The organism is Candidatus Methylomirabilota bacterium, from assembly GCA_003104975.1.
Classification (GTDB): domain Bacteria; phylum Methylomirabilota; class Methylomirabilia; order Methylomirabilales; family Methylomirabilaceae; genus Methylomirabilis.
Genome location: PQAM01000015.1, coordinates 85,025 through 101,982 on the forward strand (window position 1 = coordinate 85,025; position 16,958 = coordinate 101,982).

The following is a 16,958-nucleotide window of genomic DNA, read 5'->3' on the forward strand; positions in this document are numbered from 1 at the left end:
CAGGTAAAACGCAGCCAGCGGCGCACCTCGTCGAGCAGCTCACTGCTGCTCATAAACGACCTTGCCATCGCGTAACGCGGGCCGCAGCACGCTGCCGGCGAGATCGCCGCGACGAGCGATTTCCTCTGGCGTCGTCACAATGATGTCCTTGCTGACCGGAAGGTCGCCGAGAGCACGGCGTATCTCCACCGTTGTGCGCCGCTTGTCCACTACTTCTCGCAGGACGACGAGCAGATCGACATCGCTCTCCGGAACGGCTGATCCTCGAGCATGCGAGCCAAAGAGAATGACGCGCACTGGATGAACTCGCTGCACGATCCGGTCAACCATCGTCTGAATCGCCGCATCCGCCGTCATACGCTACCTCCTTGCTCCTCACCATCCAGAACTGTGCTCGATACAGCAAAGTGTATTATACGTATCAGGTTAAGCGGGGTTTCGTTTCTCAACCCCGTCTACGGCGCACTCAAAACATTTTTTCGGACGCCGGTGATTGTCTCGCCTTTCTAATGCATTGTCAACGATCTGGCCGGTCGGCCCACAGAGAGGATATCTGCGATGGTGCCGGTCTCGTCTCATTCCCACACTACTTGCGCGCAACGGATTCATCTGGCACAATACGATCGTTATGGCGGAGACACTACTTGACAAGGTCTGGCGGGCGCATACGGTCCGGACGCTGCCTACGGGACAAACGCAGCTTTTCATCGGCCTGCACCTGATCCACGAAGTAACCAGCCCGCAGGCGTTTCAGATGCTGCGGGAGGCGGGGCTCACGGTCCGCTATCCGGATCGAACCTTCGCGACCATCGACCATATCGTCCCTACTGCCTCGCAGACCAGACCCTTTGCCGACACCATGGCCGAGGTGATGGCGGTCCACTTGACGGGAAACTGCAAGGAGTTCGGCGTTCCGTTCTTCGACCTGGACAGCGGGCGTCAGGGGATCGTCCATGTCGTGGGACCTGAGCTGGGGCTCACCCAGCCGGGTATGACGATCGCCTGCGGCGACAGCCACACCTCCACCCACGGCGCCATGGGTGCCCTCGCCTTCGGTATCGGCACCAGCCAGGTGCGGGACATCCTGGCCACACAGTGTCTCGCCATGGCCAAGCCAAAGCTCCGTCAGATTCGCGTAGAGGGGAAGCTAGCCCCGGGCGTCTATGCCAAGGATGTGATTCTCAGCATCATCCGGAGGCTGGGTGTGAATGGGGGGGTGGGATACGCCTATGAGTATGCCGGATCCGCTATTGAGGCGATGTCAATGGAGGAACGCCTGACCATCTGTAATATGAGCATCGAGGGCGGGGCGCGCGTCGGCTACGTGAACCCCGATGCGACGACCTTCGCATACCTGAAGGGGCGGCCGTTCGCTCCGCAGGGCGGGGCGTTTGACCGGGCTGTCGCCTGGTGGAAGGATATGGCAACCGATCCCGATGCCGCCTTCGATGACGTCGTCCGCCTGGGTGCCGCCTCGATGGAACCTATGCTCACCTGGGGGATCAATCCCGGACAATCAATCGGGGTAACCGAACCGATCCCCCATCCGAACGACGCGCCTGATGGAGACCGAGCCGCCTCCAGTGAGGCGCTGGCCTTCATGGCGCTCACACCGGGCCGGCCGATCGCGGGGACTCCCATCGATGTCGCCTTTATCGGCTCCTGCACGAACGGCCGCCTTTCCGACCTGCGCGTGGCGGCCGAGGTGGTCCGGGGGCGCAGGGTGGCAACGGGGATCCGAGCCCTCGTCGTGCCCGGGTCTCAGGCGGTGGCTCAGGCGGCTGAAGCCGAGGGGCTGCACGAGATCTTTCTCGCTGCCGGGTTCGCGTGGCGGAAGGCCGGCTGTTCGCTCTGCCTTGGGATGAATGAGGATAAGCTGACCGGCCGGGAGCTCTGTGCCGCGTCCAGTAACCGGAACTTCAAGGGACGCATGGGAAGCCCGACGGGTCGCACCCTCCTGATGAGCCCGGCCATGGTGGCAGCCGCGGCCATCCGAGGGCAGATTGTCGACGTCCGGGAGATGCTGTCGTGAGACAGGACGACATTCGACGTCGGATCGCAGGCCGCGCAATTGTGCTGTCCGGTAATGATATCGATACCGACCGGATTATTCCCGCCCGCTTTTTGAAATGCGTCACCTTTGAGGGACTCGAAGCGCATGCCTTTGAAGACGACCGCCGCCAAATACCGGATCACCCGTTCAACCGGGATCGCTGCCGCGGCGCAACAATCCTGATTGTCGGCCAGAACTTCGGCTGCGGCTCATCACGAGAGCATGCGCCGGAGGCGCTCAGGCGTTGGGGCATTCGGGGCATCGTGGGTGAGTCGTTCGCCGAGATCTTCTTCGGCAATTGTACGGCCATCGGGCTGGCCTGCCTGACACTGGACAGAGAGCACATCGCCGGACTGAAAGAGGCCGTCGCAACGTGTCCTGCGCAGGAGGTCCTACTCGACCTGGAAGAACGGCTGGTGCGCTTTGAGGATCGGGGCGTCCCGGCCATGATCCCGGATGGTCCCCGCAATCAGCTCCTCACGGGAACCTGGAACGCGACGGGTGTTCTGTTGGAGGCGGAAGAGGCCATCGATCGGATCGCCCGATCTCTTCCCTACGTCACCGGCTACTGAGAGCGCATAAAGTCGATACACAGACCCCTCACCCTATCCCTCTCCCGCAAGGGGAGAGGGGACTTTAAAAAAATCTCCCCTCCCTTGATGGGAGGGAATGAAGGGGAGGGTGAACAGGAGACAGGATGAAGCTCACAGCCAACGGCATCGATATCAATTACATCATCGAGGGGGAGGGTCCGGTGGTGACGATGAGCCATGCCCTCGGATGCAATCTTACCCTCTGGGAGGCGCAGGCTCAGGTCCTCAGCGCACACTTTCGGGTCCTCAGATACGACATCCGAGGGCATGGCGGAACCAGCGCCCCCGCTGGTCCGTATAGCCTGGAACAGATGGCCGATGATCTACACGGACTACTCACCGAGTTTGGCGTTACGGCAACGCACTTCGTAGGGATCTCCATGGGCGGCATGATCGGTCAAATCTTCGCACTGAAATATCCGTCGATGGTTCGCAGCCTGGTCCTCTGCTCCACCACCAGCCGCTATCCGGAGACCGCCCGGTCGGCCTGGACGGAACGTATCCGCACGGTGGAAACGAACGGGATGAAACCGATGGTCGAGGCGGCACTGGAACGGTGGTTTACGGCCCCGTTTCGAGAGCATCATCAGGATGTGATGGATGGGGTGCGTACCATGATCCGGGGTACGCCGCCCCAAGGCTATATCGGCTGCTGCTACGCGATTCCCACCATCGACGTCACCGATCGACTCAGCGAGGTTCGGTGCCCAGCCCTTGTTATTTCTGGCGAGCAGGATCCTGGCACTCCCGTCGCCATGGCACAGGAAATTCACGCGGCCATCCCCTCGTGCGAGTTGGCCATCCTCCCTTCGGCATCGCACCTGTGCAATCTGGAGCAGTCGGAGGCGTTCAACTGCGCCCTACTGACGTTCCTCAACAAGGTTGCCTGAAGGCGAGGGGTTTCCACCCTCTCCGGAGGAGACCGCTAAGATCATGAGCGCCTCATTCATTCGCATTCGAAGGCTCGCCGGAAGCCGGATGCTTGTTCATATCGAGCGCCGAGAGATACGCTCGTATGCTGCCAAGCTTGGCGAGATAGGTGTAGGTTTCTTCTTTGAGTCGGGAAGCACGGTTGCGGCGCGGATTCCCAACCCTGGATTCTTTCTTGATCCAGTCCTTGCCGCGCCTCGCAATCACCCTGTTTAATCGGTTTGGGCCACCGTTATAGGAAGCGGCCCAGCAGTCTTCGAGTGCTTCAGCCGAAGCGGCACAGATCTTTCTGGTCGTTGGAGTCCACCAGGGCGACATGTCAGAGTCAAAAAGGGTTATTGAGGCCTTGACAGCGTTGACATGGTCTTGCATGCCGCGCACAAACACCGGGTCAAGCTTGACCTCGGGAAATTCGTCAAGAATCCGGGCGTAGGTAGGGCAGATAAACTGGCTGATGCCCACTGCTCCGGCAGGAGACACGCTCATCCTGAACGCCGAGTCCCGGTTGACGGCGATCTCTACCCAATATTTTTCGATAAGCCGAGAGAGCATCCCATTGCTCTCGTTTTTCTTGAATTCGCCCGGATCCATATGCTCATTGACGAGAAGCGCATGGATGAACTCAACTGGGGCTATTTCACTCAAGTTCTGCCCCGGAAACGCCCTGGATGTGACGTTGAGATCGTCCAACTCTTGAAGCGCTTGCAAGATGGCTCCCTCCAAATACCTGTAACCCTCTTCTATCACCGCCGGTGTGTGCAGTTCTGGAGAATAGGGGACATAAGAGCTGATCTGCCATTCGGCCGACCCCTGGCGGCATCTCCGTTTGCCGGTTTTTTGATCGGTCAGTACCGTACGCAGCGTACGCGATGTCCACATCGTCAGATTGACAATGACAAACTCTTCACCATTGCAGTTGAGCAACAGATCCCTGTTAAAGCCCCAGCGGCTGCCGCCGCGCCAGATCAATTCGCAGGCGTCGTCGCGGGCGATGACCTGCGGAGGCCTGGCCTGGAGACGCTTCTTATGGTCTAACGGTACCGTTTCCTCAAATATGAAATCCCTCAACTCCCCGGTGTTGAGATTTAACCCGACAAGCGCCACATCCCGCCTGAGCATTTGATATCCGGCATACCGAACGGCGGGTTGTCGTCCCGATCTCTTCGGTCGCCTTGTCGCGGGCACAACCTCTTGGACCGTGGTAAGTTGATGGGTTAACTCCAGCCCATCCACTCGATTTCGCGCCTCTCTGATCTTTTCCAGGAGCATCGGCTCGGCCGCCGCGTGATCGCCGGGTGCGAGCAACCCGATGAGGACGATAACCATACACACCACAATGACTCCAACATACCCGATGAGGCCATCCTCACCGTTGTCCTCTTCCCCAAATTGGAGCGAGAGACTTTCTTCGCACTTCCCCATCCCACTACCCCGCGACACACGATGCAATCTGTTAGAAGCCATTTCGATCGTCCTCGGCAGTCTCGTCTTCTTGAATGTGCGGCACGCCCGTCTCTCCCTCCGGCATCGTAAGTGGAGAGCCGGAGAGCGGGAGTGGGAAGACGAAGGGTTTTTTTGGATCCGTCGCCTCGGGGAACTGCTCTGTGGGGCGATGTGCATAGACCGCCCGCATCGTCTTGATAAATACGGGGAGCGCGTTGCGGCCTCCGGTCTCCTGCACTCTGAGCGTCCGACCGCTCGGCGTCTCGACGACTGTTTCCATGGGCAGTTTTTTCTCCCGCCCGATCCATACCGCCATACAGTAGGATGGCGAACAGCCGTAGAACCAGTTATCGGTAGTTTCCCCTGCCTCGTTGGTGGCCGTCCCGGTCTTGCCCATCACCGGGAAGTCCAGCCTGGGGATGCCGCGGCTCGGATCTCCCGTCGTCACCAGCTTCCCGGTGCCGTGCGCAAGCTCGATGGGCGCACGAAGCCCTCGAATGATGGCCAAGGCCAGCCTCTCGGCTTCCTGTTTGGCATCAGCCTCGATCGTTGTTTTCTCCTCGACGGTTAACTCGCCACTGACACCGTTCCGGACCTTTTCCAATTGAAGTTTCACCGCCAGTTTTTCTTCGACAATTTTCTGAAAGGCATTCTCGGGCGCTTTCGGCGTAGTATCGTACACTACGTCACCGGACGGCCCCTCGATCTCCTCGATGGCGTACGGTTCCACGCGGCTGCCCATGAGTCCGGCCATGGCGACGGCCATATCGAGGGGCGAAACGTCGATCGAGCCGATGGCAACCGTCAGTCCCGGATCGATGACGTGCTCCGGCAGCCCGAACCGCTGAGCGACCTCCGACGCAATCAGCGCGATCCCCTCTCGCCGGGCGCGCTCCGGATCCATCGTCGGCAATTGGATGCCGAGTCGGGCCATCAGCGCAAGGATCTCCTCTTTATAGACGAGTCTTGGTACCCGGGAACCTCGGACAGCGCTTCGAACGTCCCGAATTGCGCTCATGGTGCAGGCATTTCGCGATTCGGCCAGGCAACGAATCGGCTCGCTGATACCGGTATATCGCGCCAGCGATTCATACGGAAAATTCTGAATACGGTGCCTTCCCCTGCCCCGACCCATTGCGAGAGAGAGCGCCGACTTCCCGTCTGCAGTCTCGTAGGAATCGTCCAGTTGGCAGGGTCCCGAGCCCTGGTCCTGACACGACAACCTCCCGCCCTTCAGGATCCAGGTCGCATAGAAAAACGGTTTGCAGGACGATCCGCAGTGACGCCTCATCTGATTCAGCAGATATTCATTCGCCGGGAATGTCGGCTCCTGCGTAAACACCTTGATGGCCCCCGTTCTCGCATCGATGAGAACCGCCACCCCCCATAAATCGGTCAATGCGGGGTTTCGGGCCTTCATCGTCCCCATCGACTCACGAAGGGCGTCGGCGGCTGCACGCTGCCAGCTACAGTTAATGCTGGTATGGACCTTCAATCCCTGATCGACCAGCCGTGCCGTCTGAACGATCCGTCGCCGTACGAACTCGGCGGCGTGGAGCGCCCGGCATTGGTCGTATTCGTGTCGCTGCGGAAGCGGAAGCGCTTGCCACTCCGCTGCCTGCGCCTTAGTGATAAGATGTTCACCCGCAAGTTGGTCCAGCACCCGACCACGAAGCCTCAACGCCTCTTCCGGATTGATGAATGGGGAGGCCTGCGGGGTCCGCCATGTCCCGATCAGCATCGCGGCCTCCGGAATCGATAACTCGGCCGGCTCCTTGCGGAAATAATACTGGCTGCAGGCCTTGACCCCATACCGCCCATGTCCGCAAAAGACATTATTGAGGTATAACTCGAGGATTGTACGTCTATCCACGTGCCCTTCAAGCAGCATCGCAAACCAGAGCTCTCTCCCCTTCCGCCATAATTTGGCACTCAGGGTCCCGCTCTCCTGCTCACGACGAAGCTCTTCTTCCGCAAACAGGATGCGGGCGACCTGTTGAGTGATCGTTGATCCCCCCTGCTGGAAACTAAGCGTCTTTAGATCCTGCCACAACGCCCGCAGAATACCCCAACCGCTGACCGGCCCCAGCCGTTTCTCAAACGACCTATCCTCTACCAGAACCGCCAACTTCGGGACGTATCCCATCTCGTCCAGCGTTGCGATCTCCCGGCAGTAGGTGCAGTACTCTCGCAGCAACTCGCCGTCCTCGGCATACACCATGCTTGTTGCGCGGCGATCCTGTATCCGCGAAAAGTCCGGCCATGTGAAGAAGCCGTTCAGGTAGAGGGCCAGCAACCCACCAGACAGGATGGGAACGGCCAGAAGCAAAAGGGCCGACAGAAACGGAGCAGCCGGTTGGACCGCCTTCTTGAGCTCGTGGGCCCACTCCCGCCGATGTTGCAAGGCAATAGTGAACCGAGCAATCACCGCTTTCATGCCGCTGCTCGCAGCTGTAAGCCATTTCGTACTCATCGCATCTATTATAACCCTAACGCCCATCACCCGGAGATGCAAGATGGGCTCTCGCCGGCCCGCATGGATCGTTTTTTCTTGATCTACCATGATGTGAGACTTTCCACTTGACAGCGGGATCGAAGAACGCTATCAAACTATGCTACATCTGTATGAGGATCTCCGCCGCCAGTCTGACTCTCATCCTCAGGAAGGACCCGCGAAGGAGTACATGTCCTACTGCCCAGCATGGCTGTAATTCACGTGACTTACCATGCAGTTTCGGCTATATTGATGACAATTGGTCATTGATCGAGTACCGGAAGATAGAAGGAGAATTGCGTGACTGACCAGACAGATGTGGTGTCTGTAGCCCCATACGGTATCCCGCCCCAACAGGGCCTGTACGACCCGACCTATGAGCATGATGCCTGCGGTGTCGGCTTTGTGGTGGACATCAAGGGACGCAAATCCCACGCCATTATCCGGCAGACATTAACGGTCCTGAAGAATCTCCTGCACCGCGGCGCGTCCGGCTCAGAGCCGAACACGGGTGATGGCGCCGGCATCCTCATTCAGATGCCCCACGCCTTTCTCGCCCGCGAGTGTGCCAGGATCGGCATGGCCCTGCCCGCCCCGCGGCACTACGGTGCCGGATTGGTCTTCCTGCCGACCGATCCGTCACAGGCCGCCAAATGCCAGGCCGCCTTCGAGGAGATCATCCTGGATGAGGGACAGACGCTCCTGGGATGGCGGGACGTCCCGACCGATGATATGCCGATCGGCCCCAGCGCCAAGGCCGCCAAGCCGACCTTCAAGCAGATCTTTATCGGCCGCAACCCGGCTATCCAAGACGACCGGGCGTTCGAACGGACGCTGTATGTGATTCGGAAACAGGTCGAGCATATCGTGTACGGCTCGACCCTGCCGCAGCGAAGGCTCTTCTATATCCCGAGCCTCTCCTCCAATACGCTGGTCTACAAGGGGATGCTGATAGGGGATCAGATCGAAGCCACGTTTCCGGACCTCACGGACCCGGCGGTCGAATCGGCGCTGGCACTCGTCCATCAGCGCTTCTCTACCAACACCTTCCCCTCGTGGCCGCTGGCCCACCCGTACCGGTACATGGCGCACAACGGCGAGATCAACACACTGCGGGGCAACATCAACTGGATGCGCGCCCGCGAGGCGCTGTGCGAGTCCGACCTGTTGCCGGATCTGAAAAAGATCTTCCCGATCGTATTGGAGGGCGGCAGCGATTCGGCGGTTTTCGACAACGTCCTGGAGTTTCTGGTGATGGCCGGTCGGCCCCTGCCCCATGCGATCCTCATGATGATTCCGGAGGCCTGGAGCGGCCACGAATCGATGAGCGAGGAGCGTAAGGCCTTCTACGAGTACCATGGCTGCCTGATGGAGCCGTGGGACGGACCGGCCTCCATTGCCTTTACCGACGGCACCGTGATCGGGGCGGTGCTGGATCGCAACGGCCTCCGTCCGTCCCGCTACTACGTTACCAAGGACGGCCTCGTCGTGATGGCCTCCGAGGTCGGGGTGCTGGATATCGCACCCGAGAATGTCCTGATCAAGGAGCGCCTGCACCCCGGCCGGATCTTCCTGGTGGATACCGCCCAGGGTCGGATCATCGACGACGCGGAGCTGAAGCACGCCTTTGCCGCCGAACACCCCTACCAGGAGTGGCTGCGACAGTACCTGGTCCCGCTGGAGGCGCTTCCGGCGCCCCCGCACGTCCACGAGCCGGATCACGAGACGGTGCTGCAACGACAGCAGCTCTTTGGATACACCCATGAGGACCTGCGCCTCTTGCTGAGCCCGATGGCGCTCAAGGGTGAGGAGCCGGTCGGCTCGATGGGAAACGATGCGGCACTCGCCGTCCTCTCCGACCGCCCTCGCCTCTTGTATGACTACTTCCAGCAGCTCTTCGCGCAGGTGACCAACCCGCCGCTCGATGCCATCCGCGAGGAACTGGTCACCCAGATGGCCACGACCATCGGCCCGGAGCGGAACCCGCTGAAGCCGGAGCCCGAGAGTTGCCGGCAGATCAAGCTGAAGACCCCGGTCCTGGATAACGAGGAACTGGCGCGGATCCGCTACGTCGACCTGCCGGGGTTCAAGTCGATCACGCTGCCGATGCTGTTCCCGGTAGCTAACGGCGGCAGCGGCCTGGAGCGGGCGCTGGAAGAGCTGTGCCGAAAGGCCAGCCAGGCCATTGCCGACGGCTATACCTTTCTCATCCTCTCAGATCGCGGCGTCTCTAAAGATCTCGCACCGATTCCGGCCCTCCTCGCCACCGCCGGCGTCCATCACCATCTAGTCCGGGAGGGGACGCGGACGAGGGTTGGACTCGTCATCGAGAGCGGCGAGCCGCGCGAGGTCCACCATGCGGCGCTGCTGATCGGCTACGGCGCCGGCGCGGTCAATCCCTATCTCGCCTTCGAAACCCTCGATGACATGATCCACGAGGGGCTGCTCCCCGGGCTGGACCATAAGAAGGCCGTCAAGCACTACATCAAGGCGCTGAACAAGGGGGTCCTGAAGGTCATCTCCAAGATGGGGATCTCAACGATCCAGTCGTATCGCGGCGCCCAGATCTTCGAAGCGATCGGTCTCGACAAGGCGTTCGTGGATCGATGCTTTACCTGGACCGCATCCCGGATCGGCGGTATCGGGATCGATGTGGTGGCCGACGAGGTGATCCTTCGACACCGCCGCGCTTTCCCCGATCGCCCTGTCGGCCACCCCGACCTGGAGTGGGGCGGGCAGTACCAGTGGCGGCGGGACGGCGAGGCCCATCTGTTGAACCCTGAGACGATCGCCAAACTCCAATACTCGACCCGTACCGGCCAGTACGCGATCTTTAAAGAGTATGCGGAGCAGATCAACAATCACGATCACAATTTGTGTACACTCCGCGGACTGTTCGGGCTCAAGTTGGCCGATCGGCCGATTCCGCTGGACGAGGTTGAGCCGGTCGAATCGATCGTCAAGCGCTTCGCGACGGGGGCCATGTCGTACGGCTCCATCAGCCAGGAGGCGCACGAGACCATTGCCATCGCCATGAACCGGCTGGGCGCCCGATCGAACACCGGCGAGGGGGGAGAGGACCCGGCCCGCTTTATCCCTGATCCCAACGGCGACTGGCGTCGCAGCGCTATCAAGCAGGTAGCCTCCGGCCGCTTCGGCGTCACCAGCGAGTATCTGGTCAATGCAACCGACATTCAGATCAAGATGGCGCAGGGGAGCAAGCCCGGCGAGGGCGGACAACTTCCCGGGGCCAAGGTCTATCCTTGGATTGCGAAGGTGCGATACTCAACGCCCGGTGTCGGGCTGATCTCGCCGCCGCCGCACCACGATATCTACTCCATCGAGGACCTGAAACAGCTCATCCACGACCTGAAGAACAGCAACCCAACCGCGCGAATCCATGTGAAGCTTGTTGCGGAAGTCGGCGTCGGTACCATCGCGGCCGGCGTGGCCAAGGCGTTCTCCGATGTCGTCCTCATCTCCGGTCACGACGGTGGCACCGGCGCGTCGCCGCTCGGCTCCATCAAGCACGCGGGGCTCCCCTGGGAACTGGGCCTGGCCGAGACCCAGCAGGTGCTGGTGATGAACAGGCTGCGCGACCGGATCGTCGTCCAGGTCGATGGGCAGATGAAAACCGGACGCGACGTCGTCATCGCTGCTCTGCTGGGCGCTGAAGAGTACGGCTTCTCGACAGCTCCGCTGGTCGTGATAGGATGTATCATGATGCGTGTCTGCCATCTGAATACCTGTCCAACGGGGATCGCAACTCAAGATCCCCAGTTGCGGAAGAACTTCACCGGTGAGCCCGAGCACGTCGAAAATTTCTTCCGCTTTGTCGCCCGAGAGGTACGCGAGCTGATGGCACAGCTCGGCTTCCGCACCTTAGACGAGATGATCGGACGGATGGATCGACTGGAGATGAAGAAGGCCGTGGATCACTGGAAGGCTCGAGGGCTCGACTACTCATCGATCCTGTACCGGCCAGAGGTCGGTCCTGAGGTCGCCACGCGCAAGGTGCGGGAGCAGGATCACGGGCTGGGGCAGTCGCTGGACATGACCACGCTCGTCCCGCGCTGCCGACCGGCGCTGGAGCGGCGTGAGCCGGTAGAACTCCACCTGCCGATTCGCAACGTCAACCGAACCGTGGGCACCATCCTGGGTTCAGAGCTGACCCGCCGCTATGGGGGCGAGGGACTGCCGGATGATACGATCCGGATCCACTTTACGGGCTCGGCCGGACAGAGCTTCGGCGCCTTTGCCCCAAGAGGGATCACGTTGACCCTGGAGGGCGACTCCAACGACTATCTCGGAAAGGGGCTGTCCGGCGGAAAGATTATCGTCTTCCCGTCTCGCCGGGCCACCTTCGTTCCCGAGGCGAACATCCTGGTCGGCAACGTGGTGCTGTACGGCGCCACGAAGGGTGAGGTCTATCTTCGCGGGGTCGCCGGCGAGCGATTCGCGGTACGCAACAGCGGCGCCCATGCGGTGGTCGAAGGGGTCGGCGACCACGGGTGTGAGTATATGACCGGCGGCCGCGTGGTCGTGATCGGCGGGACCGGGCGTAACTTTGCGGCCGGGATGTCCGGCGGTGTCGCGTACGTGCTGGACGAGACCGGCGATTTTAAGAACCGCTGCAATGTCAGCATGGTCGATATCGAGCCGCTGGAAGCGGCTGAGGACATCGAAGAGATCCGGTCGCTGCTGCACCGGCACGTCCACTATACCGGTAGTACCGTGGCCGACCGAATCCTGAAGGACTGGCAGGCGATGGAGGCGAGATTTGTTAAGGTGATTCCCAAGGACTACAAGCGGGCGATGAAGGCGCTCAAACGGGCTGAACTGGAAGGGATCCCCTGGGAGCAGGCGGTCATGGTGGGCGCCCATGGGTAAGCCGACCGGTTTCATCGAATTCAAGCGCGAAAAGCAGCCGTACCGGCCTGTCTCGGAGCGGGTCCGTGACTGGCAACAGGTGATGCTGCCGTGGCCGGCGGAGACCCTGAAGCGACAGGGGGCGCGCTGCATGGACTGTGGTGTCCCCTTCTGTCATCAGGGGTGTCCGCTGGGCAACATCATCCCAGACTGGAACGACCTGGTCTATCGCGACCGGTGGCTGGACGCCATCGAGCGTCTGCACGCCACCAACAACTTCCCGGAGTTTACCGGGACGGCCTGTCCCGCACCCTGCGAGGGTTCGTGCGTCCTGGGCATTAACAACGATCCGGTGACGATCAAGGCCATCGAGTTGGCTATCGTCGAACACGCCTTCGAGGCTGGATGGATCCGGCCGGAGCCGCCTGCCGTCCGCACCGGCAAGAAGGTCGCTGTGATCGGTTCAGGCCCGGCAGGGCTGGCGGCAGCTCAGCAGCTCAACCGAGCCGGCCACTGGGTGACGGTCTTTGAGCGGGCCGACCGGATCGGGGGCCTGCTGCGCTACGGGATCCCGGAGTTCAAACTCGAAAAACGGGTCCTGGAGAGGAGACTGGACCAGCTCCAGAAGGAAGAGATCCAGTTCCGGGCCAATGCGAATGTCGGCGTCAACGTACCCGTTGATGAGCTGCGGCGTGAATTTGATGCGATCCTGCTGGCCGGGGGCGCGACGGCACCACGCGACCTGAAGATCCCGGGACGCGAACTGCGCGGGATCTACTTCGCCATGGAGTACCTCACGCTTCAGAACCGACGCTGCCAAGGCGATACCATTCCCGATGACGCGTTCATCACCGCGAGCGGCAAGCGCGTCATCATCATCGGCGGCGGCGATACCGGCGCCGACTGCCTGGGAACCGCCATCCGCCAGGGCGCACTCTCCATTCGCCAATTCGAGTTGCTGCCATGCCCGCCGGACACACGTGCGCCCGAAAATCCCTGGCCCCAGTGGCCCGTCGTCTTCAGGACCTCGTCCGCGCACGAAGAGGGCGGCATCCGTGAGTTTTCGGTCTCGACGACGAGTTTCTCGGGAGAGGCCGGCCAGGTGAAGCGACTGCACGCCCATCGGGTCGAGATGACGAACGAAAACGGTCGGATGGCGTTCAAGCCAATTCCGGGAACCGAGTTCGAAATAGAGGCCGATCTGATCCTGCTGGCCATGGGCTTCCTGGGTCCAGAGCGGACCGGACTGCTCAGCGATCTTGGTGTAAGGCTGACCGATCGCGGAAACGTCTGGCGGGAAGAGAACTGGATGACCAGCGTGCCGGGCGTCTTCACGGCGGGCGACATGCAGCGCGGCCAATCGCTCATCGTCTGGGCCATCGCCGAAGGCCGCAGCGCCGCCCGCGGCATCGACCACTACCTCATGGGCTGTTCCGCCCTGCCCGCCCCGCTCCCATAACCTCATCCGGCCTTCTCCTCCTCACAATTCTTCATCCGGACCTCGGGGCTTCTTCGACCCGGCCCAACCCCGGCTACGGAGGAAATCTCCGGTAGACGGCCGGACTTTTGCTATACTTGTAATGTTGGGCGTTGGAGATTGAGAACCGGGCGGCTCGGAGCGATACCAGTGGTTATTTTTCCTACACCGAGTTCTAACACCTCAGAACCGCCCAAGGGACGGAAGGACGTGTCTCGCTCCGCAAAGACCGACTCCCTGTCGTGGCGACTTGCCGGCATAGTCGCCATGGTGATGTTGCTGACATCACAATCGAATGTCCCGTATGCAGGCACCTCTGCAGGGGTAGCCTTTGCCGCCCAGCGCGCCCCGCTCACCGGTCAGCTTCTGGTCGCCAGGGATGAACTTCGAGACCCGCGATTCTTTCACTCCGTCGTCTATGTGGTTCACCATGATGCAGGGGGAGCGATGGGCCTCATCGTGAATAGACCGATGGGGAAGGCACCGTTATCCGAACTACTGGAACAAGCCGGGTTAGAAGGCACCGGGGTCACAGGAGAGATCCGCGTACACTTTGGAGGGCCGGTCGAGCCACAACGAGGATTCGTCTTACATACGGCCGATTATAAGTCCGAGGGTACAGAGGTCGTAGGGAACGGCATTGCCGTAACGGTAAGGGCGGAGATTCTCCGCGCCATAGGCGATGGAACCGGACCACGCCGGAGTCTCTTTGCGCTGGGTTATGCGGGTTGGGCGTCAGGTCAGCTTGAGGCCGAAATCGAGGCGGGAGCCTGGGAGATCGTTTCAGCCGACGAGGCGCTCCTCTTCGATGACAACACAGACACCAAATGGGAGCGCGGGATGGCCCGACGAACGATTTATCTCTAACATATTCGCACGCGGCCCACGGTTCTATCAAGTCGTGTCCACAGCTCGTCGATAATAGATGTAGAGCGATATCTACGCCGACCGGCGTTGTATCGCCGCATATCTACGTCACTGAATAGCCTGCGCGGGAGAAGCCTCTGTGACAGCAAGGATCGATTCGGCTCTACTCGCCCGTTTCCAGACCCTCACCGCGCCTCTGCGCGAGGTGAGCGTCCCGCTCCCGCGACTCGAGCCGGGTCAGGTGCTTCGTGGTCGAGTACTTGCGGTACGAGGCAGCCAGATACTGATCGCGCTGTTGGGGGAGCAAATCGCGGCCGAGAGCCCGCTACCGGTCCAGGTTGGACAGGTCCTGGACCTGGTCGTACGCAAGGTCCAGCCGGATCGAATGACCCTGCAGATCGCCTTAGAGACCGACAGCGCGACGCGAGCCCATCAAGCGTTCACCGACCAAGACGTGACTCAACTGCTCGCCGAGCAACGATTGGCGGCAGATCCCATCAACCTACTGATCGCCCGCGCACTGATCCGCCAAGCGCTCCCGGTCACCAATAGGATCGTACTCGCCGCACGAAACGCGCTCTCATTCATCCGGCCCCCTACGGCCGAGGAGGCTGATGCGGCGATCTTTCTTATGGTCAGGGATCTCCCCGTTACACCCCAGAGTCTGGAACTGGCACAGGCCGCTCTGCGGCAGCCGAACGGCCTTGGCGCTGGTGTGCAAACACTCGCAACTCAACTGGTTGAGCTGATCTTGCTGACGGCGCAAGACAGCACGCTCGCGGCGCTACCGCGGCCCCTGTTCGCCCTGGTACAACAGGTCTTGCAGGATCTGCCGCTGCTCATGCCGGACCATGCCGGCGGCCAGGCATCTGCCGCGCTGATCCGCCAGGTGCTGGATCAGACCGGCACACCTACAGAAGCGCGTCTCGCGCGGCTGCTCACAGAACCCGATACGGTCGTCTCTCCTCCCGACCGATCAACCGATTGGACAAGCATACAGCTACCCGCCACAAAGACAGAGGCCGTCATCATCACACCACTGCCGGCATCAGAGGACCATCCGGAGCTTGCACAAGCGGATACACGCCATACGCTCCCATCGCCGACGCAACGCCGCCCTCAAGAGGCGACCTACGACTTCCGGCTGCAGCTCGCCCGTCTCGACGATACGCTGGCTCACGCTGCCGCCGAGTTGCCGCACCACCATGCGGCCGTGCCGACGCTCCATGCACTTCAGACGACGATCCGCGAACTCATCTCGGTGATTGAAGCGGATCAACTCACGAACGCCGGCATGCCTCCGCCTAACCAGGTCCAGGGTTACTACCTGTTCCATCTGCCGATCGCCGCCGCCGGCCAGGACGCGACCGATACCGCCGAGGTGCGACTCTATTACCAGCAGCAAGACCGCCACAAGCGGGTGAACCCCGATAATGCGCACCTGGCGTTTCTGCTTCAGATGAGCTCCTTAGGATCAGTCGATATCCATGTAGATTTGTACCGGAAGCATCTGCGGTGCCGGATTGAGTGCTCACGCCAGGACGCGACAAACCTATTCCAGGAGTCGTCGCATGAGCTGGAAGGGCGTCTGCAACAAATCGGCTATACCGTAGATTCGATACGCAGCGTCACAACTCGCTCGGCTGATGCGCCCGTCGAAGGCGAGTCCTCGCCTAGTCTGTTCAAGATCGACGTACAGGCGTAGCGAGTTGTGTCATTGCGAGGAGTGCAGCGACGAAGCAATCCCACCGTTCTCTGCAATCTTAAGAACGCTGAGATTGCCGCGCTCCCGTTGGTCGCTCGCAATGACGAGCCAAACAGAGATCTTGCGAAGGATGGAGAACCGACCCGTGGCTAGACGCCGACGATCTTCACCTGACGTGCAGCGGGCCGTCGCCCTGAAGTACGACGCTGCCGAATACGCGGCGCCCGAGGTCGTCGCCTCCGGCCGCGGACACATCGCAGAAAAGATTATCGCGCTCGCCAGGACGCACGGCGTGTACATCAAAGAGGATCCGGATCTGGTGGAAGTCCTCGCCAGACTCGACATCGGCGAGGTCATCCCGCCGGAGCTGTATGCGGTCGTCGCCGAGATCCTGGCTTTTGTGTATCGAGTCAACGCGCAGAAGCGGTAATCCAACGTATCACCGTCCTCGTTGCGCGATCCATCCAGAGACGTTCAATCGCCCGGATAGCTGCCACACGCGCTCAATGGAAGGCGCCCGTACGCCC

11 protein-coding genes are annotated in these 16,958 nt (G+C 61.0%); 8 read left to right on the forward strand and 3 right to left on the reverse strand.

The features are described 5' to 3' along the window. Nucleotides 1-39: 39 nt before the first annotated feature. On the reverse strand, nucleotides 40-357 hold the full coding sequence (locus tag C3F12_11995; GenBank protein ID PWB43955.1) for a nucleotidyltransferase domain-containing protein: 318 nt from the start codon (nucleotides 355-357) through the stop codon (nucleotides 40-42). A gap of 271 nt (nucleotides 358-628) precedes the next feature. On the opposite strand from C3F12_11995, the gene leuC reads away from it, so the two are divergent. The 3 genes from leuC to pcaD all read left to right on the forward strand — a co-directional run bounded on the left by leuC (nucleotide 629) and on the right by pcaD (nucleotide 3,536). Next, nucleotides 629-2,032: a 3-isopropylmalate dehydratase large subunit gene (gene leuC / locus C3F12_12000; GenBank protein PWB43956.1), complete on the forward strand. Its 1,404-nt coding sequence runs from the start codon at nucleotides 629-631 to the stop codon at nucleotides 2,030-2,032. Then, complete coding sequence (locus C3F12_12005; GenBank protein ID PWB43957.1) at nucleotides 2,029-2,625, forward strand: isopropylmalate isomerase; 597 nt, start codon at nucleotides 2,029-2,031, stop codon at nucleotides 2,623-2,625. The genes leuC and C3F12_12005 overlap by 4 nt, the downstream gene beginning before the upstream one ends. A 125-nt stretch (nucleotides 2,626-2,750) precedes the next feature. Further along, nucleotides 2,751-3,536: a 3-oxoadipate enol-lactonase gene (pcaD, locus tag C3F12_12010; protein PWB43958.1), complete on the forward strand. Its 786-nt coding sequence runs from the start codon at nucleotides 2,751-2,753 to the stop codon at nucleotides 3,534-3,536. 52 nt (nucleotides 3,537-3,588) lie between these two features. On the opposite strand, the gene C3F12_12015 is transcribed toward pcaD, so the two are convergent. Both C3F12_12015 and C3F12_12020 read right to left on the reverse strand, forming a co-directional pair. Then, nucleotides 3,589-4,998, reverse strand: a complete 1,410-nt coding sequence (locus C3F12_12015; protein ID PWB43959.1) for a hypothetical protein — start codon at nucleotides 4,996-4,998, stop codon at nucleotides 3,589-3,591. Nucleotides 4,999-5,029: 31 nt separating this feature from the next. After that, a complete protein-coding gene (locus C3F12_12020) occupies nucleotides 5,030-7,582 on the reverse strand; it encodes a hypothetical protein (protein ID PWB43960.1) in 2,553 nt (850 codons plus the stop codon). A gap of 249 nt (nucleotides 7,583-7,831) precedes the next feature. On the opposite strand from C3F12_12020, the gene C3F12_12025 reads away from it, so the two are divergent. From C3F12_12025 to C3F12_12045, 5 genes are all read left to right on the forward strand, one after another. Continuing rightward, complete coding sequence (locus C3F12_12025; protein ID PWB44019.1) at nucleotides 7,832-12,403, forward strand: glutamate synthase large subunit; 4,572 nt, start codon at nucleotides 7,832-7,834, stop codon at nucleotides 12,401-12,403. Continuing rightward, nucleotides 12,396-13,841 carry a glutamate synthase gene (gene gltD / locus C3F12_12030; protein ID PWB43961.1) on the forward strand — a complete coding sequence of 482 codons (1,446 nt, stop codon included), beginning with the start codon at nucleotides 12,396-12,398 and terminating at the stop codon, nucleotides 13,839-13,841. Before C3F12_12025 ends, gltD begins: the two co-directional genes overlap by 8 nt. Before the next feature lie 291 nt (nucleotides 13,842-14,132). Next, nucleotides 14,133-14,726, forward strand: a complete 594-nt coding sequence (locus C3F12_12035; GenBank protein PWB44020.1) for a hypothetical protein — start codon at nucleotides 14,133-14,135, stop codon at nucleotides 14,724-14,726. Between the two features lie 139 nt (nucleotides 14,727-14,865). Then, on the forward strand, nucleotides 14,866-16,431 hold the full coding sequence (locus C3F12_12040) for a hypothetical protein (protein PWB43962.1): 1,566 nt from the start codon (nucleotides 14,866-14,868) through the stop codon (nucleotides 16,429-16,431). A 130-nt stretch (nucleotides 16,432-16,561) separates the two neighbouring features. Further along, the gene (locus C3F12_12045; GenBank protein ID PWB44021.1) at nucleotides 16,562-16,861 is read left to right on the forward strand and encodes an FhlB domain-containing protein; all 300 of its coding nucleotides are present in this window, start codon (nucleotides 16,562-16,564) and stop codon (nucleotides 16,859-16,861) included. Nucleotides 16,862-16,958: the final 97 nt, after the last annotated feature.